Raw genomic sequence first — 22,266 nt, forward strand, 5'->3', positions numbered from 1 at the left:
TGCCGAGCGACGGTCATGGCGCAAGCATGCGCCCTGCGACAAGACGCAGCGTCATGTCGCAGCTGCTCAGGACGGTTTCGTCATGGCTGATGACGAGGATGGCCTGCTCCGCCCGCGCGCTTCGCAGGCGCCGGAGCAGCGCGCCGGCCGCATCGGGGTCGAGTCCCTCCGTCGGTTCGTCCAGGATCAGGATCGGCGCGGGCTTGATCAGGGCCCGCGCCAGCGCGATCCGCCGCGCCTCGCCGCCGGAGAGCTGGGTGCCGTGCGCGCCGACGAAGAGGTCGAGCCCCTCGGGCTGCCGCAGGACGAAGGGCAGGATCCCGGCGAGTTCACAGGCGGCCAGCATCTCGGCCTCGCTCGCATCCGGCATGGCGAGGTGCAGATTGGCGCGGATGGTCGCGGCAAGGAGCGGGGCGTCCTGCGGCAGCAGCGCGATCCGCCGGCGCCATTCATCGCCATCGAAGGCCGAGAGCGCCGTGCCGGCGAAGCTCAGGCGCCCCTCGCTCTCGGGCAAAAACCGCATCGCCAGCCCGACGAGGCTGGTTTTGCCGGCGCCGCTCGGCCCGGCGACGCCCAGCATCCGGCCGGGCTCGAGCACGATATCGATGTCCCTCAGCGCGAAATCCGCGGCACCGGGATAGCGCAGGCCGACGCGCTCGAACCGCAGCACGCCGGAGGCCGGGGGCGCGATCGGATCGGCCGGTTCCGAGACGGAAGGCGCCCGTTCGGTCACGTCCATGAGCCGCCGCAGCGAGGCCAGGGCCGCCGGCAGCGACAGGAGGGCGAGCGGCAGCGGCGCCACCGCCTCGAACATTGCGAGCGAAAACAGCGCCAGCATCGGCACCTGCGGCGCCGTCAGCGCACCGGCTGTAAAGCCGGCGATCGCCAGAGCCATCGTCGCCATCAGAGCGAGATGGGCGCAAAGGCCGAACATCGCGCCGGTGAAGGCATTGGCCGCCGTCAGCCGCCTCTCGTCGCCCAGCACCGCATCGCTCTCCGCCAGGAGCCGGGCGAGATGGCGCTGCTCGGGGTCGTAGACCGTCAATTCCGCCAGCCCCTCGACATGGTCCACCAGCGTGGAAGCCAGCCGGCCCTGGCCTTCCGCCAGCCGCGCGGCGGCGCGGGCACCGTAGCGCCGGGCGGCCAGCGGCACGGCGAGCCCCGCCAGCGCCAGCAGCGGGGCCAGCACCGCCACGATCGGCGCATACGTCAGCGCGAGCCAGCCGAGACCGATCGCCAGAACGATGCCGGCGACCGCGAACGGCACGACCACGCGCAGCACCACCAGTTCGAGCCGGTCGACATCGCCGCGCAGCCGCGCCATCAGGTCTCCGTCACGCAGATCGGCGAGGGCCGCCGGCGCGAGCGGCAGCAGCCTCGCGAACAGCCAGGGCCGCAGCAGCGCCACGACACGCAGCGTCGCCTCGTGCCCGACCACGCGCTCGGCATAGCGGCCTGCGGTGCGCGTCATCGCCAGCGCACGGATCGTCGCGCCCGGCGTGAAAAAGTTCATCGAGACGCCGGCCAGCCCGGCCATGGCCATGGCGGTGATGAACCAGCCGGAGAGGGCCAGCAGAGCGATATTCGCCAGCATGGCCAGTGCCCCGAGACCGATCGCCAGCGCGATCCAGCCGGCCAGCGGCCGCAGCACCGGCCCGATCCTGCGCAGCATCAGCATGGGCTGGCCGCTTCCGCGGGTTCGGCCCGGCTCGGGACGATGCAACCCTGCTCAAGCCGGATGATCCTGTCGACCAGCGCCAGGCTCGCGGGCCGGTGAGCATTGACCAGGATCGTCCGCCGTCCCTTCAGCGCGGCGATGGCGGCGTGGATCATGGCCTCGCTGTCGTCGTCGAGATGGGCGGTCGGCTCGTCCAGCAGGACGAGCGGCGCATCGCGGTAGAAGAGCCGCGCCAGCGCGATCCGGCTCGCCTGCCCACCCGATAATGGCCGCCCGCCATTGCCGATCGCGGTGTCCAATCCCTGCGGCAGCCCGGCGATCAGATCGGCGAGGCCGGCGCGCGCGGCGGCGCCATGGATGGCGGCCTCGTCCGGATCGGCCTCTCCGGGCGCGATATTGGCCCGCACCGAGCTGGCGAAGAGCTTCGGCCGTTGCGGCATGAAGCCGAGACGACGGCGCCAATGCCGGGGCTCCAGGGTGTCGAGCGGCGTTCCGTCGATCAGGATGCGGCCGCTGGTCGGGGCGACGAAGCCGAGCAGCAGGGCCTGGATGCTGGATTTTCCGGCGCCGGAGGGACCCGCGAAGGCGATGCTTTCTCCGGGCTCGATGGCGAAGCTCACGCCACGCAGCGCCTCGCGCCCGTCGGGATAGGTCAGATGGACATCCTCGAAACGGATCGCGACGCCGCCAGCAAATCCGGGCCTGAGCGCTCCCCCGGCGAGCATCCGCTCCGGCAAAGCGTCGAGGGCGACGAGCCGGGACGCGGCCCCCAGAGCTTCCATGCGCGCATGATAGGCGGTGCCCATCATCCGCAGCGGAGCGTAGAATTCCGGTGCCAGCAGCAGGATGAACAGGCCGGTGCGATAGTCGAGCTCGCCCCAGAGCAGCCGGAAGCCGATCAGGACGGCGATGAGCGCGATCGCCACGGTCGCGAAGAATTCAAGCGTCAGCGACGACAGAAAGGCGATCCGCAGCACCGCCATCGTCTCCCGCCGGTAACGCTCGGCCGTGGCGCCGACGCTGGCGACCATCCGGCCACCGGCTCCGAAGGCCTTGATCGTGGCGAGAGCCTGCACCGCGTCGAGAAAATGGCCGGACATGCGCTGCAGGCGCAGCCATTGCCGCTGGTTGAGCGCCTCCGCGCCCTTGCCGATCAGGACCATGAAGAGCGGGATCAGCGGCGCGGTGACGAGGAACACCAGCGCCGACAGCCAGTCCAGCGGCGCCACCACCAACAGAATGCCGGCGGGCAGCATCGCGGCCTGCGCCGTCGCCGGCAGATAGCGCGAGAAGAACGGCTCGACCGCGCGCACACCGTCCGAAAGCGCCGCGACGATCTCGCCGGTCGGCAGCGCCGCGGCGCCCGCCGGTCCGACCCGGTCGAGCTTGCCGAGCAGGGCGCGGCGCAGCGCCGGCACCACCCGCATCGCCGCGGCGAAGCCGTAGCGCTCGGCGGCGAAGCTCGCGGCGGCGCGCAGCACCAGGATGGCGAGCAGCAGGGCGAAGGCCGGGCCCAGCGTGTCGAGCGGCTCACGGCCGCGCAGCGCCCGGTCGAACAAGCCCGCGACGCACCAGGCCTGCCACACGACCATCGCCCCCACCAGCGCGCCGGCCAGCATCGCGAAACGCAATTCGCGGGCGGCGAGGGGACGCAGGCGGCGGAGGAAGGCAAGATCGTTCGCAGAGGATGTCACGGGAATGCGATCGCCTTTCGGGTCGCCGCCGCGGCGCCGCGCGCGGCTGCGGCGCAGGGCATCACGGGCTGCCTGCTTCGTCCCCGGCCCGTCGCGGAGCGCCGGCGGCATCGCCGCGCGTCTCGAACTCGTTCTGGAATTCGAACCAAATCACATTGATGACGGCGATGGCGAGGGCGGCCGTGACGCCGAGAATCCAGGCGAAATACCACATGGCGGGGTCCTTCCGGCTCAATAGGCCTGATGCTTGTGCGCTTCGATATCCGCCACGGTGACCTTCCCCCACATCTGGACATAGGCCCAGACCGTGTAAGCGAGCACGATCGGCAGCAGGATCACCACGGCCCAGAACATGATCGTCAGGGTCAGGTGGCTGGAGGCGGCGTCCCAGACCGTCAGGCTGGAGGAGGGCTGCGTGCTGGACGGCATGATGAAGGGGAACAGCGACAGCCCGGCGGTGCCGATGATCCCGGCCAAAGCGAGGCCGCTCAGGGTGAAGCCGAGCCCGGGCCTGCCCTGCCGCGACAGGGCGGCGGCGAGCAGGGGCGCGGCGATGCCGATGAGCGGCGCGGCCAGCGCGACCGGCCAGTTGCGGTAGATGTCGAACCAGGCGCCGGCGGCACGCACCACCTCCTTGGCGAGCGGGTTCGGCAGCGCCGCGAGCGGCGGCTGCGAGACGATCCGATAGCCGTCTATGCCGAGCCAGACCCACAGCCCGCCCAGCGCGAAGAGGGCGGACACGGCGATGGCGAGCATCGGCACCAGCGCCCGCGCCCGTGCGGCGACGATGTCGTCGGTGCGCATCTGCAGCCAGATCGCGCCGTGCAGCGCCAGCATGCCGACGCTGACCAGCCCCGCGAGCAAAGCGAAAGGGTTCAGCAGCGGCAGCAGGGCCCAGATGAAGGAGCCCTCGTAATGCGGCCTGAGGAAGCGATCGAGATGGAAGGGAACGCCCTGCAGCAGATTGCCGAAGGCGACGCCGAAGATCAGGGCCGGGATCAGCCCGCCCGCGAACAAGCCCCAATCCCAGGCATTGCGCCAGCGCGGGTCGTCGATCTTGCTGCGATAGTCGAAGCCGACAGGGCGGAAGAACAGAGCGACCAGAACGAGCAGCATCGCCAGGTAGAAGCCGGAGAAGGCGGCGGCGTAGACGGCCGGCCAAGCGGCGAAGATCGCGCCGCCGGCGGTGATCAGCCAGACCTGGTTGCCGTCCCAATGCGGGCCGATCGTGTTGATGATGACGCGCCGTTCGCTGTCGTTGCGGCCGAGGAAGGGCAGCAGCATGCCGACGCCCATATCCATGCCGTCGGTGATGGCGAAGCCGATCAGCAGGGCGCCGACCAGCACCCACCAGATCAGTTTCAGGCTTTCGTAATCGAGCATCGTCTTGCTCCTCCGACAGGGATTGCGCTCATTCGGCGGCGACGAGGCCGGGCGGGACGGGCGAGGGCGGATCGCTCCGCTCATGGTGATAGCGGCCGGTATGCAGCGAGCTCGGTCCGAGCCGGACGAAGCGGACCATGAGGTAGATCTCGATGACGAGCAGCAGCGTGTAGAAGGCGAAATAGACGCTCATCGACACGATCAGATCGGTGACCGTCAGGGCCGAGGTGGCGAGGAAGGTCGGCAGCACCTCGCCGATCGCCCAGGGCTGGCGGCCATATTCGGCGACGAACCAGCCGAGTTCGCAGGCGAGCCAGGGCAGGGGTATGCTCCAGACCAGCGCATGCAGAAGCCAGCGCTGCCGCTCGATCGTGCCGCGGGCGAGATAATAGAAGGACAGGGCGAAGAGGCCGAGCATGGTGAAGCCGAAGGCGACCATGATCCGGAAGCTCCAGAACAGATAGGGGACATGCGGGACGCTGTCCCACGCCGTCGCCGCGATCTGCTGCTCCGTCGCGGTCACCGGATCCTCGACATGGCGCTTCAGCATCAGCCCGTAGCCGAGATCCTTCTTGTGATCGTCGAAGACCGCCTTGGTCTCGGCGGAGCTGTCGCCGGCGCGCAGCTTCTCGAGCGCGCCATAGGCCAGAATGCCCGAGCGAACGCGCTGCTCGTTCCTGGCCACCAGCTCGGTGATGCCGGGGACCTGCTGGTCGAGAGAGCGCGTCGCGATCAGGCCGAGCACCCAGGGGATCTGCAGCTCGAAGCGGTTTTCGCGCTTGTCGTGGTCCGGCAGCGCGAGGAGGTTGAAGCTCGCCGGCGCCTGCTGGGTGTGCCACTCCGCCTCGATCGCGGCGAGCTTCATCCTCTGGACGTCGCCGAGCTCATAGCCGCTCTCGTCGCCGAGCACGATCACCGAGAGCGAGGAGGCCAGGCCGAAGCCGGCCGCGACCGCGAAGGAGCGCTTGGCGAAGGCGAGGTCTCGGCCCTTCAGGATGTACCAGGCCGAAATCCCGATCACGAAGATCGAGGCCGTGACATAGCCGGCCGCGACGGTGTGGATGAACTTGACCTGGGCCACGGGGTTGAACAGCACCGCGGCGAAATCGGTCATCTCCATGCGCATCGTCTCGGCGGAGAATTCGGCGCCGACGGGGTTCTGCATCCAGCCATTGGCGACCAGGATCCAGAGCGCGGACAGATTGGTGCCGAGCGCGGTCGCGAAGACGACGGCGAGATAGCGCTGCTTGCTGAGCCGGTCGCGGCCGAGCAGGAGCAGGCCGACGAAGGTCGATTCGAGGAAGAAGGCCATCAGCCCTTCGATCGCCAGCGGCGCGCCGAAGATATCGCCGACATAATGCGAGTAATAGGCCCAGTTCGTGCCGAACTGGAACTCCATGGTCAGGCCGGTGGTGACGCCGAGCGCGAAGTTGATCGCGAAGAGCTTGGTCCAGAACCGCGACATGTCGCGGTAGATCTCCTTGCCGGTCATCACATAGACCGATTCCATGATCACCAGGATCCAGCTCAGCCCCAATGTCAGCGGAACGAAGATGAAATGGTACATCGCCACCGCGGCGAACTGCCACCGGGATAGCTCGACGAACATCGGGTCGATCATAAAGAGCTCCTCGCGAACGGCGCGTCTCGGCCCGGTCGACCGGCCTCGGCGCATGCCGCGGCCTTACGTAAAGGCGGGTGCCGCACCCGCGCATTGCGTTACGTCAATTGTGGGAGGAGTTGGTTGTGGCCCGGGTGGTGGGCTCGGTCGAATCGATGCCTGGGAGACACGCCCCGTGCCGCGACGGGTGGCTGCACGGGATCGTCAGGGGAAAGACGAGCCGTAAACGCTGTATCAAGGGCTCAGAAAGGAGTGGCGGAGACGGAGGGATTCGAACCCTCGATACCCTTGTGGGGTATGCTCATTTAGCAAACGAGTGCCTTCAGCCTCTCGGCCACGTCTCCGTTGCGTGCTCTATGCCTGATTGCGGATTGGTTTGACAAGCCGTCCCCGCCGAAATTGCATGCGCGGCCGGTCGCGCCATGCCCAGAGACGAGGCGGATGAGTTGGTCCGGCTCGCCGATTCCTCCCATCCGCACGTGACCGTCGATGCTCCAGGCGTGCGAGGCGCAGTACCCCGCGAGCCTGAGCAGGGTGGACGCAGTGCCGGCGCAGGTGGATTTCTCCAGTTTTGGCCGAGTTCCGAGCGCTGGTTTCGGCCGAGTTCCGAGCGCTGGGCCGCTGCCTCGGGGCCCCGATGATGAACATCTCCGGACGGGTTTTTCAGAGAGGAACGGTGAGGCCGGCGTGATAGCGGCCGCCTCTCGCGAGGCCGCCGATGCATCGCCTCCGCCCGCCCTCTATGCCTCGCCGACGCCTCACAGCGCCGATCGCCCCAGCCCGCGCCTGCGGGCGCAGGTGGCATCGTCATGAAGACGCGCAACTGCCATCGCCGCACCGTTGACGGCGCCGGCGATTGCGGTTCTGATGGTTGGAAGGACAGTCTGATATATGAAGATGGCGGCTTTGAGGAGGACGGGCCGCAATCTCGCAGTTCGCATGTTCAACCCTGACCGGAAGCGTCGCTCGGCCGATTGGCGCGCTTATTGCCTGTGCCGGCGGGATGGAACGGATGGTGGGGCGAAGGCGGCGATATATGAGCGCTGGGAGGGGGAGCGGCCGGTGGCGACGCGGGCTCCACTCGGGTTCGCGCCTCGGGCCGGATCGGGCCTCGCCGGGCCGCGAGGCTCAAGCGCGGCAAGACTTGCACGGTGCCGACGGTCCGGGGCGGGGGCCGAAAAATGTTCGAGCCTGCCAGTGAACGAGAACAGAGGGAAGGATGACATGATGACCGGATTGAAAAGCATGATCGCGGCCCTGGCCTTGGCCGGAGGGCTCGGCCTCGCCGCTCCCGCCGCTCTGGCGCAGAACAAGCTCGAGCTCAACATGGCCACCCCCTGGGCCGGTGGCCATTGGCTTGATATCGGCGCCAAGAAATATGCCGAGAACGTCGAGCGGATGACGGAGGGCCGCATCAAGATCAACGTCTTCCCGGCGGGCGCGCTGGGGCCTGCGCTGAAGGTGACGGAGACGGTGCAGAAGGGCGTCGCCGATATGGGCCATTCCTGGCCGGGCTATGATTGGGCCGTCGACCGGACCGGGGCGATCTTCTCCGGCTGGTCGGCCGGGCCGAACCCGGAAGAAATGATGATGTGGCTGTTTAACGGCGGTGGCGCCGATCTCTGGAAGCAGTGGCGCAAGGAGAAGTTCGACGTCGTCGCCTTTCCCTGCGGCGTGCTGGAGACCGAGTTCTTCATGCATTCGCACAAGCCGATCCGCACCGCCGACGACATGAAGGGTCTGAAGCTGCGCACCTCTTCCTCCTGGGCCGAGATCGCGCCGATGCTCGGCGCCTCGACGGTGGTCCTGCCGGGCTCGGAAGTGTTCAGCGCGCTGGAGCGCAAGGTCGTCGACGCGATCGAATGGGGCGGGCCGGGCAGCAACCTCTCGGAAGGTTTCCACAAGGTCGCGAAATACATCATCATGCCGGGGCTGCATGCGCCCTCCGGCGCGCATGATTGCATCTTCAACAATGCGACCTGGGCCAAGATCGGCGACAAGGACAAGCAGCTTCTGGAGCTCGCCGGGCGCCTGACCGTGTTCGACACCTATCTCGGCTATGCCAAGAGCGACCTCGATTCCTACAAGCAGATCAGGGCGACCCCCAATCTCGAGGTCATCCAGGTCGATCCGAGCCTGACCGCCGCGGTGGTCAAGGCCTCGAACGAATGGGCCGAGAAACAGGCCGGCAGCAATGCCTGGTTCAAGAAGGCCTTCGAGAGCCAGAAAGCCTTCATGGCGTCGGTCAAGCCGCTGGCCGAGTTCCGCTTCGCCACCGGCTCGCGCTGATCGGCGTCCCGCGCCGTTCCCTCTGCCGGCGGCTCCGCGAGGGGGCCGCCGGTGTCGTCCCGCCCGAGCTCCAGGGTCCACCCCATGCCCATCATCCGTCTCATCGGCCGGCTCTCTCTGTGGTCGGGCCGCCTGGGCGCCTTCGTCGTGCTGCCGCTGGTGCTGGCCATGGTCTTCGAGGTGGTCAGCCGCTATGCCTTCGCCGCGCCGACGGCCTGGGCCTTCGAGCTCAGCTACATGATGATGGGCACGATCTTCCTGCTCGGCCTGTCCTATGCCGTGCTGCAGAACCAGCACGTCAATGTCGATTTCATCCACCAGATGCTGCCGCGCCGCGGCGTCGCCGCGATCGACGCCGTCGGCTATCTGCTGATGGCCGGCATGCTGGCCTGGCTGACCAATGTCCTGGTCGCCAACGCGATCGGCGTCTACCGCACCGGGGAGGGCTCCGGGCTCTCGGCCTGGAACCCGCCGATCTGGCCCTATCGCTGCATCTATGCGCTGGGCTTCGGCCTGTTCGCGCTGCAATGCCTCGCCAAGGCGATCGAGAACCTGCTGATCGTCGCCGGGCGCGACAGCGAGGAGGCCGGCCGATGACCGCTCAGACCGTCCTCTGGATGTTCCCGGTCCTGCTGGGCCTGATCTTCCTCGGTTTCCCCGTCGCCTTCTCGATGATGCTGGCGGCGCTCGGCTTCGGGCTGATGCGCTTCGGCGGCACGCTGGTCCATCAATTCGCCCAGCGCATCGACGATCTCGCCACCAATTACGTGCTCGGGGCGATCCCGCTCTTCATCTTCATGGGCTCGATTTTGGAGCGGGCGGGGATCGCCGAGCGCCTGTTCGACGCGCTCTACATGTGGACGCGCCGGCTGCCGGGCGGGCTCGCCGTCGCGGCGCTGCTGATGTGCACGATCTTCGCCGCGGCCAGCGGCGTCGTCGGCGCGACCGAGACGCTGGTCGGCATGCTCGCCATCCCGGCGATGGTGAAGCGGCGCTACGACAACGCCCTGATCTCGGGCACGATCTGCGGCGGCGGCTCGCTCGGCACCATCATCCCGCCCTCCGTTCCCGTGGTGGTGCTGGCCCCGATCGCGGCGCTGTCGATCGGCGATCTCCTGGCCGGCATCCTGCTGCCGGGCCTGCTGATGTCGGGCCTGTTCATCCTCTACATCGTCATCGCCTGCGGGCTGAAACCTTCGCTCGCCCCGCCCGAGACCGAGCCGGACGGGCGCAGCTTCGCAGAGAAGATCCGGATCACGCTGGTCGCGCTGATCCCGCCCGGCTTCCTGATCTTCACGGTGCTCGGCACCCTGTTCATGGGGCTCGCCACCCCCACCGAGGCCGCCGCCTGCGGCTCGCTCGGCGTGCTGATCCTGGCCGTGCTGTATCGCCGGATGTCGTGGCACCTTCTGTACCAGGCGACACTGCAGACGGTCTCGCTCACCGCGATGATCCTCGCCATCATCCTGGCCGGCGGCATGTTCTCGGGCGTGTTCTTCGCCTCGGGCGGCATGCAGGCGACCAAGGGCGTGCTCGACGCCTTCGGCCTCTCGCCCTGGTCGGTCATCGCCATCATCCTGTTCGTGGCGTTCATCCTGGGCTTCCTGATCGATTCGATCTCGATCATCCTGATCATCGTTCCGATCGCGATCCCGCTGGTGAAGAGCTTCGGCATCGATCCGCTGTGGTTCTCGGTGGTGCTGCTGGTGATGCTGCAGACCGCCTATCTGACCCCGCCCATGGCGCCCTCGATCTTCTATCTCCGTGCCATCGCGCCGCCCAGCATCCGTCTGAAGGACATGTATTGGGGGGTGATCCCGTTCATCATCTGCCAGCTTCTGGTGCTCGGCCTGCTGCTCGTGGCGCCCTGGCTGGCGACCTGGATGCCGAAGGTGATGTATGGCGGCTGAGCGCGGCGCGAGCCGGAAGGGATAGTGACGATGAAACTGGCAGGCAGGATCGCGATCATCACCGGTGCGGGCTCCGGGATCGGCCATGAGGCCGCGAAGCTCTTCGCGCAGGAAGGCGCCTTCGTCGTGGTGGCCGACCGCAACGGCGCCGCGGCCGCGCAGGTGGCGGCGGAGATCGCGGGGCAGGGCGGCAAGGCCGAGCCCCTGGTGGTCGATGTCGCCAGGGAAGCCGAGGTGAAGACCATGGTGGAGACGGTGGTGGCGCGCCACGGCCGGCTCGACATCCTCGTCAACAATGCCGGCTACGGCTTCGCCGGCACCGTCGTCACCACATCCGAGCAGGATTGGGACGCGCTGATGGCGGTCAACGTCAAGGGCGTCTTCTTCGGCTGCAAACACGCCATTCCCGTCATGGAGCGCCAGGGCGGCGGCGTCATCGTCAACACCGCTTCCGCCGTCGCCAATGTCGGCATCCTGGATCGCGCCGCCTATGTCGCCTCGAAAGGCGCGGTCCAGGCTCTGACCCGCGCCATGGCGATCGACCATGTCGGCGCCGGGATCCGGGTCAATTGCGTCGCGCCGGGCACGATCGAATCGCCCTATTTCACCGAGATCCTGAAGGCGCCCGACGCCGCCGCGCTGCGCCGCGGGCTGGAGCAGCGCCAGGCGATGGAGCGGCTCGGCCAGCCGGTCGAGATCGCCCGGGCGATGCTCTTCCTCGCCAGCGACGATTCCTCCTTCTGCACGGGCTCGACCCTCACGGCCGATGGTGGCTGGACCGCCCGATGAAGCCGCCGCGCCGGCACCGCGGCGCGCCATCACCATGGACCGCTTCGGCCGGCGCCCGCATCGGGCCCGGCCGTCGCCAATGAACAGGAAATGCGATGTACGGACTTGAAGGCCGCAAGGCGATCGTCACGGGCGCTGCCCACGGAATCGGCAGGGCCATCGCCGCGCGGCTGGTCGCGGAAGGCTGCGCGGTCGGCATCTTCGACCGGGACGAAGCCGCCGCCGAAGCCGCGGCGCAGACGCTGCGCCAGGCGGGCGGCACGGTTTTCGTCGCCAGCGGCGACGTCTCGGCCAAGGCCAATGTCGCGGCCGGCATCGGCAGCCTGATGGAGAGGCTGGGCGAGGTCGACATTCTGGTCAACAATGCCGGGATCTGCCGCGTCGGCAAATTGCTGGAGACCAACGACACCGACTGGAACGCCACCTTCGGGGTCAATGTCGACGGGCTGTTCCACGTCACCCGCGAGGTGGCGCCGCAGATGATCGCGCGGCGCCGCGGCGCGATCATCAACATGGCGTCCTGGATGGGGAAATCCGGCGTCGCCGCCTATGGTGCCTATTGCGCCTCGAAATTCGCCGTGGTGGCGCTGACCCAATCCTTCGCGGCCGAGGTCGGAGAGTTCGGGGTCCGCGTCAACGCCATCGCGCCCGGCCTCATCGTCGACACGCAGATGCGCGATGAATCCGAGGTGGAGCGCAAGGCGCAGGGCCTGCCCTCCGCGCAGGACCGGGCGCAGTCGATCCCGTTGCGCCGCCCCGGCCTGCCGGAGGACATCGCCAAGGCCGTGCTGTTCCTGGCCTCGCAGCAGGCCGACTACATCACCGGCGAGACCATCAGCGTGACCGGTGGGCTCTGGAACGACTAGGGAGGACTGGCCGATGCCGCGCTTCAAGGATTTCCGCCCCGCCGGCGTGATTCCCGCGACGCTTCTGGTGCTCGACGAGGATATGGGCATCGACGAGCGCCAGACCCGCCGGCATCTGCGCGACTGCGCGCTGGTCGACGGCGTCTCCGCCGTCACCGTCAACGGCCATGCCTCCGAGGTCCATGCCTGCTCCTTCGCCGAACAGCAGCAGATCCTGGCGGCGTCCCTGGCCGAGGTCGGAGACACCGTCCCGGTGATCAACGGCGTCTATGCGGATGGCTCGATCGAGGCCGCGCGGATCGCGGCCATGGCCGCCGCCGAGGGCGCCTCGGCGCTGCTGGTCTTCCCGCCCAACAGCATGGCGATGGGCGGGCATCTCCGCCCCGAGATGGCGCTGAACCATTACAGGCGAATCGCCGACGCCACCGACCTGCCGATCATCGCCTTCCAATATCCGATGGCCAGCCATCTCGGTTACGGCTTCGAGACCCTGCTGCGGCTGTTCGAGGCCGTGCCGAGCATCGCCGCGATCAAGGACTGGTCCAATGACGCGATGCTGCACGAGAAGCACATCCGCACCTTCCAGAGCCTGCCGCGTCCCGTGAACGTGCTCACCACCCATTCCTCCTGGCTGATGGCCTCGCTGACGCTGGGCTGCAACGGGCTGCTCTCGGGCTCCGGCAGCGTGATCGCCGATCTGCAGGTGGCGCTGTTCCGGGCCGTCAAGGCCGGCGATCTCGCGGCGGCCCAGCGGGTCAACGACCGCATCTACCACCTCTCCCAGGTCTTCTACGCGCCGCCCTTCCTCGACATGCACAACCGGATGAAGGAGGCGCTCGTCCTGCTCGGGCGCATCGACAAGGCCGTGGTCCGGCCTCCCTTGGTCAAGATCTCGGAGGCGGAGATCGCCCGCATCGGCGAGGCCCTGACCCGTGCCGGTCTGGCCCCCGCCGCTTCGGCCGGGCTGGCAGCCTGAGCGCATCCCGGTCCCGGTCCCGTTCGCCCGACGGAGACAGATCCGCCTGCCGACTCGGCAGCTGATGAGCGCTCGACGATCTGGATTGCATCGCTGCCGCTCGCAGTCCCTGCATAGCCGGCTGCGAGTCGCTCCGGCCGACGCGACCGGCGAAGCCGATCGCGACGCTGTGACGCTTTGCCTCCCCGCGGCGCTGCGGCCCCGCCGCTTCCAAAGTTGAACTTCCAGAAGCAGGCGTGTAAAGAAAACGACACGCCAGAGACCGCCATCCGCACATCCGGGACATAATAATATATCATTACGCCAAGAGATGATGTCGTGGTGATCTTACCAACAGTTATCGCTATTTTATATACTGGCTGAAGTAAATAGTGATAGTTGGACATCATTGTCGCATGCGTACATAATTTTAAGTCTACTTTGTTCGTAGCGTACGAAGTTTGTCGTTTCGTAATCGCTCCCGGCGACTTCAAGAATGGATCGGTGATTCTCGCGAGGGGAGCGATGGCTTGGAAGACTTTAAGGGGCGTCCGACTTACACAGGGGCGTGCTCGCGATGACTGTTAAAAAGCCTGTTTTCGGCAATCGACTTCTGGCAGGGCTGAGCACAGATGATCTTTCGCTGCTGCAGCCGCATCTGGCGCCGATCGACCTCGGACTGCGTTTCAGGCTGGAAACCGCCAATCGACCGGTCGAGAACGTCTATTTTCTCGAGCAGGGCGTGGCGTCGATCGTCGCACAGGCACAGCGTGGCCGCATCCAGGCCGAGGTCGGGATCGTCGGCCGGGACGGCTGCACGGGGCTGTGCCTCCTGCACGGCTCGGACCGGTCCCCGAACGACACCTTCATGCAGGTCGCGGGCAGCGGTTACGTCGTCGAGGCGGACCGGCTGGCGAAGCTGCTGCAGCAGAGCCGCAGTCTCGAGCGGCGCCTGCTGCTCTTCGCCCATGTCCAGCTCGTCCAGACGGGGCAGGGCGTCCTGGCCAATGCGCGCGGCAGCATCGAGCAGCGGCTGGCGCGCTGGCTGCTGATGTCGCATGACCGGCTGCGCAGCGACCGCTTCAAGCTGACGCATGAATTCCTGGCGCTGCTTCTGGGCGTGCGGCGGCCGGGCGTGACGATCGGGCTGCAGCGCCTCGAGCAGCAGGAGCTGGTGCGCACCAGCCGCGGCGAGATCACCCTGATCGACAGGCTCGGCCTGGAGCGCGCGGCGGGTGCGCTCTACGGGGTCGCCGAGGCAGAGTATGAGCGGCTGTTCGGCTCAGCCGCGCCGTGACGTCGCCCCCGTGCAGCGCTCTGCGCCTCAGGCGCCGTAGCGCCGCCGCAGATGCGCCTTGAACACCGAGGCGTCGAGCGGCCGGCCCGTCGCTGCCGTCATCAGCTCGTCCGTCTCGTATCGGCTGCCCTGGCTGTGGATGTTGCGGCGCAGCCAGCCGACCAAGGGCGCGAAATCGCCGCGCCCGATCCCGGGCAGGATGTCGGGTTCGGCCGTGCAGGCCGCGTCGAAGATCTGCGCCGCCGACATCGCGCCCAGCGTATAGGTCGGGAAATAGCCCCAGCCCCCGCTCGGCCAGTGAATGTCCTGCAGGCAGCCGCGCCTGTCGTCGGGCGGGGTGAGGCCGAGCAGCGTCTGCATCCCCTCACGCCAGGCGTCGGGCAGCGCCGAGAGCGGCATCGCATCGGCGATCAGCGCCTTCTCCAGCCGGTAGCGCAGGATGACATGGGCTGGGTAGGTGACCTCGTCGGCATCGACGCGGATATAGCCCGGCTCGACCCTCGTATAGCGCCGCCAGATCGCATCCGCCTCCCAGGCCGGCCCCTCCGCGGCGAAGGCCTCCCGCATCAGCGGCGCGGCATAGCTGAGGAATTCGCGGCTGCGGCAGGCCTGCATCTCGACCAGCAGCGACTGGCTCTCATGCAGGCTCATGCCCCGCGCCTGGCCGACCGGCTGGTTGAGCCAGGCCTGGGGCCGGCCCTGCTCGTAGAGCGCATGGCCCGTCTCATGCAGCACGCCCATCAGCGCCCGGGCGAAATCGGCCTCGTCGTAGCGGGTGGTGATGCGCACGTCGTTATCCGCCCCGCCGCAGAACGGGTGCATCGACACATCCAGCCGGCCGCGCTCGAAATCATAGCCGAGCGCCTTCATCATGGTCAGCCCGAGCGCGCGTTGCCGTTCGATCGGGAAGGGCCCTTCCGGCTCGGCGGGACGCGGCCGGCGCGCCTGCACCGCGAGCGCCTCCTGGGTGAACTCCGGCAGGAACACCGCGAGATCGTCGAACAGCGCGTCGATCCGCTCCGAGCGCCCGCCGGGCTCGTAATCATTGAGCAGCGCGTCATAGGGGGAGAGGCCGAGCTTTTCGCCCTTCGCCTGGCCGATCTCGCGCTGCAGCCTGAGCACCTCGCCGAGCAGGGGCAGCAGCCCGGCGAAATCGCTCTCCGCCCGCGCCTGGCGCCAGCGCATCTCGCAGGCCGAGATCGCCTTGCTCGAGGCTTCGACGAGCGCGACGGGCAGAGCGGTGTCGACGGTCCAGACCCGCCGGATCTCCCGCAGATTGGCGCGCTCCCAGGCGCCGAGCTCGCCATCGGCCTCGGCCTCCTCCAGCCAATCGCCGATCCGCGGCTCCGTCGCCATCCCGTGGCGCAGCACCTGTAGCAGCGCCATGCTCTCCGCCCGCGTCTCGGCCGCCCCGGCCGGCATCATCGCCGCATGGTCCCAGCTCAGGATCCCGATGGCGTTGGACAGGGCTGCGATCCGCGCGAAATGCGCGGCGAGATGGGCGTAGGCGGGGCTGGTGGCTGGGGCAGACATGGGCGCTCCTGATACTCGCCGCTGGCCGGGCGGCGAACGCGCATAGCACGCCGTCTCGCCGCGATCTCGCCTTCCCTCGCGGGAAGGGGTTGCAGCGCGCGGGACCCGCCCGCTCCGGCCGCCGCGCGGGCCGCTCCCGGCCGGAGCCGGGTCAGACCAGCAGGTCGCGATGATGACGCGGCTGCGAGCGCAGATATTGGCGCGGCGCCTTCACCGTCGCCCCGAGCTCGGCCGCCGCATGCCAGGGCCAGCGCGGATCGTAGAGAATGCCCCGCGCGAGCGCCACGAGATCGGCATCGCCCGTCGCCACGATCGCCTCGGCCTGCTGCGCCTGGGTGATCAGCCCCACCGCGATCGTCGGCAGGCCGGTGGCCTCCCGCACCGCCCGGGCCAACGGCACCTGATAGCTCGGGCCGAGCGGGATCGCCTGCGCCGAGGAGATCCCGCCGCTGGAGACGTCGATGAAGCTGCAGCCGCGCGCCTTCAGCTCGGCCGCGAAGGTGATGGTCTGGTCGATATCCCAGCCGCCCGGCACCCAATCCGTGCCCGACACCCGCACGCCGACGGGAATAGGGGCAGGGGTGGCGGCGCGAACCGCGTCGAAGACCGCGAGCGGAAAGCGCATCCGGTTGTCGGGCGATCCGCCATAGGCATCCTCGCGCCGGTTCGACAGCGGCGAGAGGAACTGGTGCAGCAGATAGCCATGCGCCGCGTGGATCTCGATCAGCTCGAAGCCCAGCCGCACCGCCCGGCGCGCGCAGGTTGCGAAGGCTTCGACCAGCGCGGCGACGGCCGCTTCGCCGAGCGCCTCCGGCGGGCGGGATTGTCCGTCGAAGGGAATGGCGGAGGGTGCGACGGCCTGCCAGCCACCGGCGTCGAGCGCGAGCTGCCCGCCGCCCCGCCAGGGCTGGGCGGCGGATGCCTTGCGGCCGGCATGGCCGATCTGGATGCCGATCGCCATGTCGGATTGGCCGCGCACGGCGGCCAGGGTCCGCGCCAGCGCCGCCTCCGTCTCGTCCGAATAGAGCCCGACATCATAGGGGGTGATGCGCCCGATCGGCTCCACCGCGGTCGCCTCGATGATCATCAGCCCGGCCCCTGACAGCGCGAGATGGCCGAGATGGATCAGGTGCCAATCGGTGGTCCGCCCCTCCTCGGCCGAATATTGGCACATCGGCGAGATCACGATGCGGTTCGGCAGGGACAGCTCGCCGAGCTGATAGGGGCTGAAAAGCTGGCTCATCGAATCGGGTCTCGCTGCTCTGGCGGACGGTGCGGAGGGTCCGCCGCTCGTCGTCCCAGCATGCGCAGCCCGCGCGCCGCTGTCGACGGCGGTGACGCGTCATCGCCCCGCCACCAGCCACATGGTCAGCGGGAAGCTCATCGACGCCAGCGCCGTGGCGGCGACCACGGCGACCGCGATGGTCCGGCTGCCGGTCTCGAAGCGCTCGGCGATCACGAAGACGTTCGAGGCGATCGGCAGCGCCGCATAGAGCACGCCCGCCGTCACCCAGAACGGTTCCAGCCGCAGCAGCACGGCGAGGACGAGATAGGCCAGCAGCGGGTGCAGGATCAGCTTGCCCAGCACCAGCGGCACGATCTCCAGCCAGCGTGCGTCGCCGCCCCGGGCCGCTTCCTGGCCGGTCCATTGCCGCGCGGCGAGCCCCAGCGCGAACACGCCGACGGGCGCCGCCGCCCCGCCCAGAAACACGAGAAACCGGTCGACCGGCTCCGGTATCGGCCAGCCGCTCAGCGACAGCGCCAGCCCGGCAGCGACCGAGAGCATGAAGGGGTTCAGCGCGGTGCCTCTGATCAGCCGGCCCGCTATGGCCGGAACGGAGCCGCTGCCGCGCCCGGCCTCGATCAGCCCGATCGAGAGCGGCACCACGATCGCGGTATCGCAGATCAGCCCGATCGCGATCGGCGCCGCCGCCCTGTCGCCGAGGATGGCCAGCATCAGCGGGATCCCGAGAAAGGCGAAATTGCCGCCGATCAGGCATTGTGCCCGCGAGACGGCGGTGCCATGCGCCCATCCGAAGACCCGGCGCCCGATGGCGACGCCGAGCAGCAGCATCGTCAGCGCGATCAGGGCGAGGGCGGCGAAATAGCCGACATGCCACAGCTCGGCGAGCGGCTGGCGCGCCATCACCCTGACGACCACCGGCGGGATCGCGATGGTGAAGGCGAAGGTGTTGAGCACCTTCACCGCCTCCGGCCCGAACAGCCCCCGGCCCGAGACCAGCGCGCCCAGCGCGATGACGGCGAAGAACGGGGTGCTGATCGCGAGAAATTGCAGCATGGCCTGGGGGATGCGGAAGCGGGCCCCGCTCTGTGGCCGGAATGGCGGCGTCGAGCAAGGGCTGCGGCGGCCTTTCCTGCCGCCGGCAGCCTCATACCGGGGGCGGGCGCGCGACCCCTCGCGCCGGGCCGCGCGTCGCCTTCCCCCCGGATGCCGCGCGCTACCAGCTGTAGCGGAGCGTGGCCTTGCCGCCGAGGCTGTGGCTGTTGCGGGCGAATTCGCCCTCGAAGCTCGCCGCCACCGTCATGGCCTTGCTCAGCCTCAGTTCGGCCGCCGCCGTGCTGCGCAGCGCCGTGCGGTCGACCGGCGCGCCGCGGGTGAGGGTCGTCACCCCCGGCAGCGCCTGGAAGCTGACGAGGTTGCTGGTGCTGGCCTTGTCGTTGGCGATGAGGGCGGCGCCGGCACGCAGGGTGAGCGGCAGGCCGGCCAGCATGAAAGTACGGTCCAGCCGCAGGCCGAGCTCGCCGCGCAGCCGCGTCGCATCCTTGGCGGCGAAGCCCAGCGCGAAGATCCCCGGCCCCGACAGCGCCTTTTCGCGATAGGCCGGCAGCGACAGCAGGCTGAACTGGGCGGCGGCATAGGGGGTGAGGCCGAAACCCGCGAGATCGACCCGGTGCCCGGCCTCGAGCCGCGCCGCATAGCTGTTCGCATGGAAGCTGCCCTGGAGATGCTCGCCGGGCAGATAGCGGTCGGTGGTGATCTCCTGCCAGCCATAGCTCGCCGAGGCGGCGATATGGCTGCGGCCGAATTGCTGGCGGATGAAGGCGCCGGCCTGGAACAGGCTGGAGGATCCGGAGCCGAGGCCGAAGCTGTTGAAGCTGGTGCCGGCGCCGCCGAGCGCGAAGCCCAGCGTGGTCTCCGGCGACAGCCGGTAATCGGCGCCGACCGCGGCCCCGTAGACGCGGTTGGTGGTCGCCGCCGTATTGGCGGGGCCGTTGGCGCCGTTGAACTGCACGCCGCCGAAGCCGCTGCCCCAGACGCTCCAGCGCCAGAGATCGGGATCGGCCGTGAGCTGCGTCTTCGCCACCGGCCGGTCGGATCCGGAGCTGCGGCTGGAGGCATAGGCGGTATAGCCGCCGGGGCCGGGTGCGATCGGCACGCCGCGCTCGCCCGGGACGCCGTCGTTCAGCGCGCCCAGGAACTGCGTCGTCGCCACGGCGCTATTGCCCTGCGCGGCGAGGTTCGATTCGCCCGTCGCCTGCGACAGGCCCAGCGCCGTCAGCTGTCCGAAACCGAGCGGGATCGAGCCGGTGCGGTTGAAGAAATCCGTCAGCAATCCGGCCAGCTGGCCCTGACGCGGGCTCAGCGGACCGAGCGCGGCAGCATAATCCAGGTTCAGGTCGAGATAGGCGTTGCGCGCGTCGTAGCGCAGGGTCGGAACGAAGGCGCCGGGCAGATAGCTCGCGACCTTGGGCACGAAGCGGCCGACGACGCCGTTCGCCGCCGTCAGGATCGTGTAGTGCTCCCGCACCGCATCGGCGGTGGACGAGGCTCTCGGCGCGACGATCGCGTCCTGCACCAGCGCCTTGCCGGTCACCAGCGTCAGGTCCGAACGGCTCTTCTCGACCTCGACCAGATAGATCGACCCGGGATCCATCCCCAGATCGCCGCGCACGGTCAGCCGGCCGATCCCGTTGCCCGGGGCCAGCACGCCGGCGCTGCGGATGCGCGTATCGCCGACAATGCCGTTGCCGCCGAGCGCGCCACCGGCATCGACCAGCACCTGGCGGGAAGCGGTGATCGAACCATCGACCGACAAAAGCCCGCCATCGACGCGCGTCAGCCCGGTATAGGCATTGCTGCCGGAGAGCTTCTGCGCGCCGCCCGACACCGTCACCCCGCCATCCCCGGAGATCGTCCCGGCGAAATCATCCGCCGCCGCGGTCAGCGTCAGCGTCTGCGCGCCGAGTTTGACCGCGCCGGAGCCGGCGAGGCTCGCCACCTGGGCGCCGCCGGTCTTGGCCGCGATATCGAAGGTGCCGCCGGCCTCGCTGTAGATGCGGGCCGAGCGGGCGATGCTCCCCGCGCCGGCCAGAGCGAGCGTGCCGGCGGTGATGCGGGTCTCGCCGCTATAGCTGCTGACGCCGGACAAAGTGAGCGTGCCGGCGCCGATCTTGAAGAGATGGCCGGCGCTGGCGTCATCCGTGACGGTGCCGGCCAGGGTCAGGCCGAAGCCCGCGGTGTCGATCTGCCCGACGCCGCCGATCCGGAGCGTATTCGCGACGCTCAGCCCGTCCGCCGCCGCATGCAAGGTCGTCAGATGGCGCATGGCGAGCGGGCCGGTGCCGAGCGCGGTGGCGCTGCCCAGCCCGAGCGTGCCGCCTTCCAGAATCGTGCCGCCGGAATAGCTGTTGTTGCCGGCTAGCACCAGCCGGCCATCGCCGCTCTTCACCAGACTGCCGACGTAATCGGCGTCGGTCTTCCGGGCGAGCATGGGCAGATGCGCGTCGATCGCCTCGATATCGGCCCTGATCCGATTATTGGTGCGGATGATGCCGTCGCGCTCCTCATCCGGGACCGAACCCAAAGGCGGAACCTCGGCGAGTTCCGCCAGCAGCGCCTGCTTGCGCGCCGGCGCTCCCGCGATCTCGGCCTGATCCTCCTGCTTGCGCGCGGCCAGCGCCGTCTCCGAAATATCGTTCTTCCAGAGGTCGGCGCTGCCGCCGGGCAGGTTGGCGTTGAAGCGGCCCAGCAGCTGCGCGGGACCGTCCATGCCCTTGCGCAGGTCGACCATGCCCCAGCCGGTGACCTCGTTCGGCACACCCGGCGTGCCCCCCTGCTGGGCGGCCGTGGTCAGCAGGATGGTCCGGATTTCCGCATTGCCGAGATAGGGATAGCGCTCCATCAGCAAGGCGAGCGCGCCGGAAACCATCGGCGCCGCCATCGAGGTGCCGGAGTCGAGGCCGAATGACGTAGGCCCCGTCGCACTGAGTATCTTGGTGCCGGGAGCGGTCAGGCACCAGTATTTGGCGTAGCGGCATTGGCCCGAATAGATGCCGGGCTTGGCGTCCGGCCCGGTGGCAGTCACGGCGATCCAGGCCTTTTCCAGCTCGGGCCGAAAATGCGGCAGCCCGGCGAAGATGTGCGGCATGGATTTGGCAGTGCCATTGCCGGCCGACCAGACCATCAAGGCGCCGGATTGAGCCGCCGCGACCGCGGCATCCAGCGAGGAGCCGGCCGGCGCTTCGTAGAAGGATCTGGCGACCAGGCCCATTGACCGCCAGAACGAGCCGTTCCCCCAGCTCTGATTGATGATGCGCACGTTCTGGTCGATCATGCCCTTATAGATCGGGCTGAAGATCGCCGTGTCGCGCCCCGCGACGGGAAACGTCGCGGGCTCGCCCGTCAGGGCGGAGTTGCCGGAGACGATGGTCGCCCCGAAGGCCACGCCATGCGTCGGGGCCGAGGATGTGCGCGCGCCGGCCGCGATGCCGGCGACATGCGAGCCATGGTTGAGGACGCGGGGCGAGGTGGTCGGGTCGTCGCCGCGCAGGGTGAAGCGGTCGCCGGCCTTCGCGTAGTCATTGACGTCAGCAACGGAGCGACTGCCGCTGACATCGATGGAAATCAATTTTCCGGGCGCGGAAAACATCGGGTTGGCCCGGTAGGTCCCTGTATCGATGACGCCGATCCGCAAACCGGTTCCCGTCAGACCGCGCGCATAGGCATATTCGGCGTTCATCAGCGAGAGGTCGGCTCGCGCCGCGCCCTGGAGCGACTGTTTCCAGCTGGCGACCGCGGCTGCGAGATCGCTTGTCGTCGTCCCATCCGCCTTGACGAAACTATCCGCTTGCGCGGCTCCGCCGCCGAGCATGGCCAACCCGAGAGAGAGGCTGGCGAGCCCGGCGGCCCATCTCGCCCGGGGCGGACGATGGACCGCCGGAACTGGACAGGGCTTGCGGCGAAGGCGCAGCGACATGGGACAACCTCGTTCAAGAGACTGTCACAAAGC

16 protein-coding genes and 1 tRNA gene are annotated in these 22,266 nt (G+C 68.7%); 7 read left to right on the top strand and 10 right to left on the bottom strand.

The window, feature by feature from the left end:
* Positions 1 to 13: 13 nt before the first annotated feature.
* The 6 genes from cydC to ASG72_RS12855 form a co-directional block, all read right to left on the bottom strand.
* On the bottom strand, positions 14 to 1,678 hold the full coding sequence (gene cydC, locus ASG72_RS12835) for a thiol reductant ABC exporter subunit CydC (RefSeq protein ID WP_082540318.1): 1,665 nt from the start codon (positions 1,676 to 1,678) through the stop codon (positions 14 to 16).
* The gene (gene cydD / locus ASG72_RS12840; protein WP_162246250.1) at positions 1,672 to 3,372 is read right to left on the bottom strand and encodes a thiol reductant ABC exporter subunit CydD; all 1,701 of its coding nucleotides are present in this window, start codon (positions 3,370 to 3,372) and stop codon (positions 1,672 to 1,674) included. The genes cydC and cydD overlap by 7 nt, the downstream gene beginning before the upstream one ends.
* Before the next feature lie 61 nt (positions 3,373 to 3,433).
* On the bottom strand, positions 3,434 to 3,586 hold the full coding sequence (gene cydX, locus ASG72_RS20365; RefSeq protein ID WP_082540319.1) for a cytochrome bd-I oxidase subunit CydX: 153 nt from the start codon (positions 3,584 to 3,586) through the stop codon (positions 3,434 to 3,436).
* 17 nt (positions 3,587 to 3,603) lie between these two features.
* Entirely contained in the window at positions 3,604 to 4,755 is a 1,152-nt protein-coding gene (gene cydB / locus ASG72_RS12845; RefSeq protein ID WP_056712861.1) for a cytochrome d ubiquinol oxidase subunit II, read from the bottom strand.
* A gap of 28 nt (positions 4,756 to 4,783) precedes the next feature.
* The gene (locus tag ASG72_RS12850; RefSeq protein WP_056712864.1) at positions 4,784 to 6,376 is read right to left on the bottom strand and encodes a cytochrome ubiquinol oxidase subunit I; all 1,593 of its coding nucleotides are present in this window, start codon (positions 6,374 to 6,376) and stop codon (positions 4,784 to 4,786) included.
* A 253-nt stretch (positions 6,377 to 6,629) separates the two neighbouring features.
* Positions 6,630 to 6,720 (bottom strand) — tRNA-Ser (locus tag ASG72_RS12855).
* 883 nt (positions 6,721 to 7,603) lie between these two features.
* Here ASG72_RS12855 and dctP point away from each other — a divergent pair.
* From dctP to ASG72_RS12890, 7 genes are all read left to right on the top strand, one after another.
* Positions 7,604 to 8,665, top strand: coding sequence for a TRAP transporter substrate-binding protein DctP (gene dctP / locus ASG72_RS12860; protein WP_056714592.1), 1,062 nt, complete (start codon positions 7,604 to 7,606; stop codon positions 8,663 to 8,665).
* Positions 8,666 to 8,749: 84 nt separating this feature from the next.
* Positions 8,750 to 9,262, top strand: coding sequence for a TRAP transporter small permease subunit (locus tag ASG72_RS12865; protein WP_056712865.1), 513 nt, complete (start codon positions 8,750 to 8,752; stop codon positions 9,260 to 9,262).
* Positions 9,259 to 10,575: a TRAP transporter large permease subunit gene (locus ASG72_RS12870; RefSeq protein ID WP_056712866.1), complete on the top strand. Its 1,317-nt coding sequence runs from the start codon at positions 9,259 to 9,261 to the stop codon at positions 10,573 to 10,575. Before ASG72_RS12865 ends, ASG72_RS12870 begins: the two co-directional genes overlap by 4 nt.
* A gap of 30 nt (positions 10,576 to 10,605) precedes the next feature.
* Positions 10,606 to 11,364 (top strand): SDR family oxidoreductase, encoded by a 759-nt coding sequence (locus tag ASG72_RS12875; protein WP_056712867.1) that lies wholly within the window; start codon positions 10,606 to 10,608, stop codon positions 11,362 to 11,364.
* A gap of 95 nt (positions 11,365 to 11,459) precedes the next feature.
* Entirely contained in the window at positions 11,460 to 12,230 is a 771-nt protein-coding gene (locus ASG72_RS12880) for an SDR family NAD(P)-dependent oxidoreductase (RefSeq protein ID WP_056712868.1), read from the top strand.
* 13 nt (positions 12,231 to 12,243) lie between these two features.
* Positions 12,244 to 13,206 (top strand): dihydrodipicolinate synthase family protein, encoded by a 963-nt coding sequence (locus tag ASG72_RS12885; RefSeq protein WP_056712870.1) that lies wholly within the window; start codon positions 12,244 to 12,246, stop codon positions 13,204 to 13,206.
* A gap of 556 nt (positions 13,207 to 13,762) precedes the next feature.
* Positions 13,763 to 14,482, top strand: a complete 720-nt coding sequence (locus ASG72_RS12890) for a Crp/Fnr family transcriptional regulator (RefSeq protein WP_056714596.1) — start codon at positions 13,763 to 13,765, stop codon at positions 14,480 to 14,482.
* 27 nt (positions 14,483 to 14,509) lie between these two features.
* Here the strand turns inward: ASG72_RS12890 and ASG72_RS12895 are convergent, their stop codons facing one another.
* The 4 genes from ASG72_RS12895 to ASG72_RS12910 all read right to left on the bottom strand — a co-directional run bounded on the left by ASG72_RS12895 (position 14,510) and on the right by ASG72_RS12910 (position 22,233).
* Positions 14,510 to 16,015 (bottom strand): carboxypeptidase M32, encoded by a 1,506-nt coding sequence (locus ASG72_RS12895; RefSeq protein WP_056712871.1) that lies wholly within the window; start codon positions 16,013 to 16,015, stop codon positions 14,510 to 14,512.
* 151 nt (positions 16,016 to 16,166) lie between these two features.
* On the bottom strand, positions 16,167 to 17,258 hold the full coding sequence (locus tag ASG72_RS12900) for an NADH:flavin oxidoreductase/NADH oxidase (protein WP_056712873.1): 1,092 nt from the start codon (positions 17,256 to 17,258) through the stop codon (positions 16,167 to 16,169).
* A gap of 99 nt (positions 17,259 to 17,357) precedes the next feature.
* Positions 17,358 to 18,314: an AEC family transporter gene (locus ASG72_RS12905; protein ID WP_056712875.1), complete on the bottom strand. Its 957-nt coding sequence runs from the start codon at positions 18,312 to 18,314 to the stop codon at positions 17,358 to 17,360.
* 160 nt (positions 18,315 to 18,474) lie between these two features.
* The gene (locus ASG72_RS12910; protein ID WP_082540320.1) at positions 18,475 to 22,233 is read right to left on the bottom strand and encodes an autotransporter domain-containing protein; all 3,759 of its coding nucleotides are present in this window, start codon (positions 22,231 to 22,233) and stop codon (positions 18,475 to 18,477) included.
* Positions 22,234 to 22,266 lie beyond the last annotated feature (33 nt).

This window comes from Allobosea sp. Leaf344, assembly GCF_001426225.1.
GTDB lineage: Bacteria > Pseudomonadota > Alphaproteobacteria > Rhizobiales > Beijerinckiaceae > Allobosea.

What these genes read in the sequence shown, in the direction of transcription:
- ASG72_RS12900 (WP_056712873.1), bottom strand. Translation starts at nt 17,258, where the DNA reads ATGAGCCAGCTTTTCAGCCCCTATCAGCTCGGCGAGCTGTCCCTGCCG.
- dctP (WP_056714592.1), top strand. Translation starts at nt 7,604, where the DNA reads ATGACCGGATTGAAAAGCATGATCGCGGCCCTGGCCTTGGCCGGAGGG.
- ASG72_RS12910 (WP_082540320.1), bottom strand. Translation starts at nt 22,233, where the DNA reads ATGTCGCTGCGCCTTCGCCGCAAGCCCTGTCCAGTTCCGGCGGTCCAT.
- cydB (WP_056712861.1), bottom strand. Translation starts at nt 4,755, where the DNA reads ATGCTCGATTACGAAAGCCTGAAACTGATCTGGTGGGTGCTGGTCGGC.
- ASG72_RS12885 (WP_056712870.1), top strand. Translation starts at nt 12,244, where the DNA reads ATGCCGCGCTTCAAGGATTTCCGCCCCGCCGGCGTGATTCCCGCGACG.
- ASG72_RS12875 (WP_056712867.1), top strand. Translation starts at nt 10,606, where the DNA reads ATGAAACTGGCAGGCAGGATCGCGATCATCACCGGTGCGGGCTCCGGG.
- ASG72_RS12850 (WP_056712864.1), bottom strand. Translation starts at nt 6,376, where the DNA reads ATGATCGACCCGATGTTCGTCGAGCTATCCCGGTGGCAGTTCGCCGCG.
- ASG72_RS12905 (WP_056712875.1), bottom strand. Translation starts at nt 18,314, where the DNA reads ATGCTGCAATTTCTCGCGATCAGCACCCCGTTCTTCGCCGTCATCGCG.
- cydX (WP_082540319.1), bottom strand. Translation starts at nt 3,586, where the DNA reads ATGTGGTATTTCGCCTGGATTCTCGGCGTCACGGCCGCCCTCGCCATC.
- ASG72_RS12895 (WP_056712871.1), bottom strand. Translation starts at nt 16,015, where the DNA reads ATGTCTGCCCCAGCCACCAGCCCCGCCTACGCCCATCTCGCCGCGCAT.
- ASG72_RS12865 (WP_056712865.1), top strand. Translation starts at nt 8,750, where the DNA reads ATGCCCATCATCCGTCTCATCGGCCGGCTCTCTCTGTGGTCGGGCCGC.
- ASG72_RS12890 (WP_056714596.1), top strand. Translation starts at nt 13,763, where the DNA reads ATGACTGTTAAAAAGCCTGTTTTCGGCAATCGACTTCTGGCAGGGCTG.
- ASG72_RS12870 (WP_056712866.1), top strand. Translation starts at nt 9,259, where the DNA reads ATGACCGCTCAGACCGTCCTCTGGATGTTCCCGGTCCTGCTGGGCCTG.
- cydC (WP_082540318.1), bottom strand. Translation starts at nt 1,678, where the DNA reads ATGCTGATGCTGCGCAGGATCGGGCCGGTGCTGCGGCCGCTGGCCGGC.
- ASG72_RS12880 (WP_056712868.1), top strand. Translation starts at nt 11,460, where the DNA reads ATGTACGGACTTGAAGGCCGCAAGGCGATCGTCACGGGCGCTGCCCAC.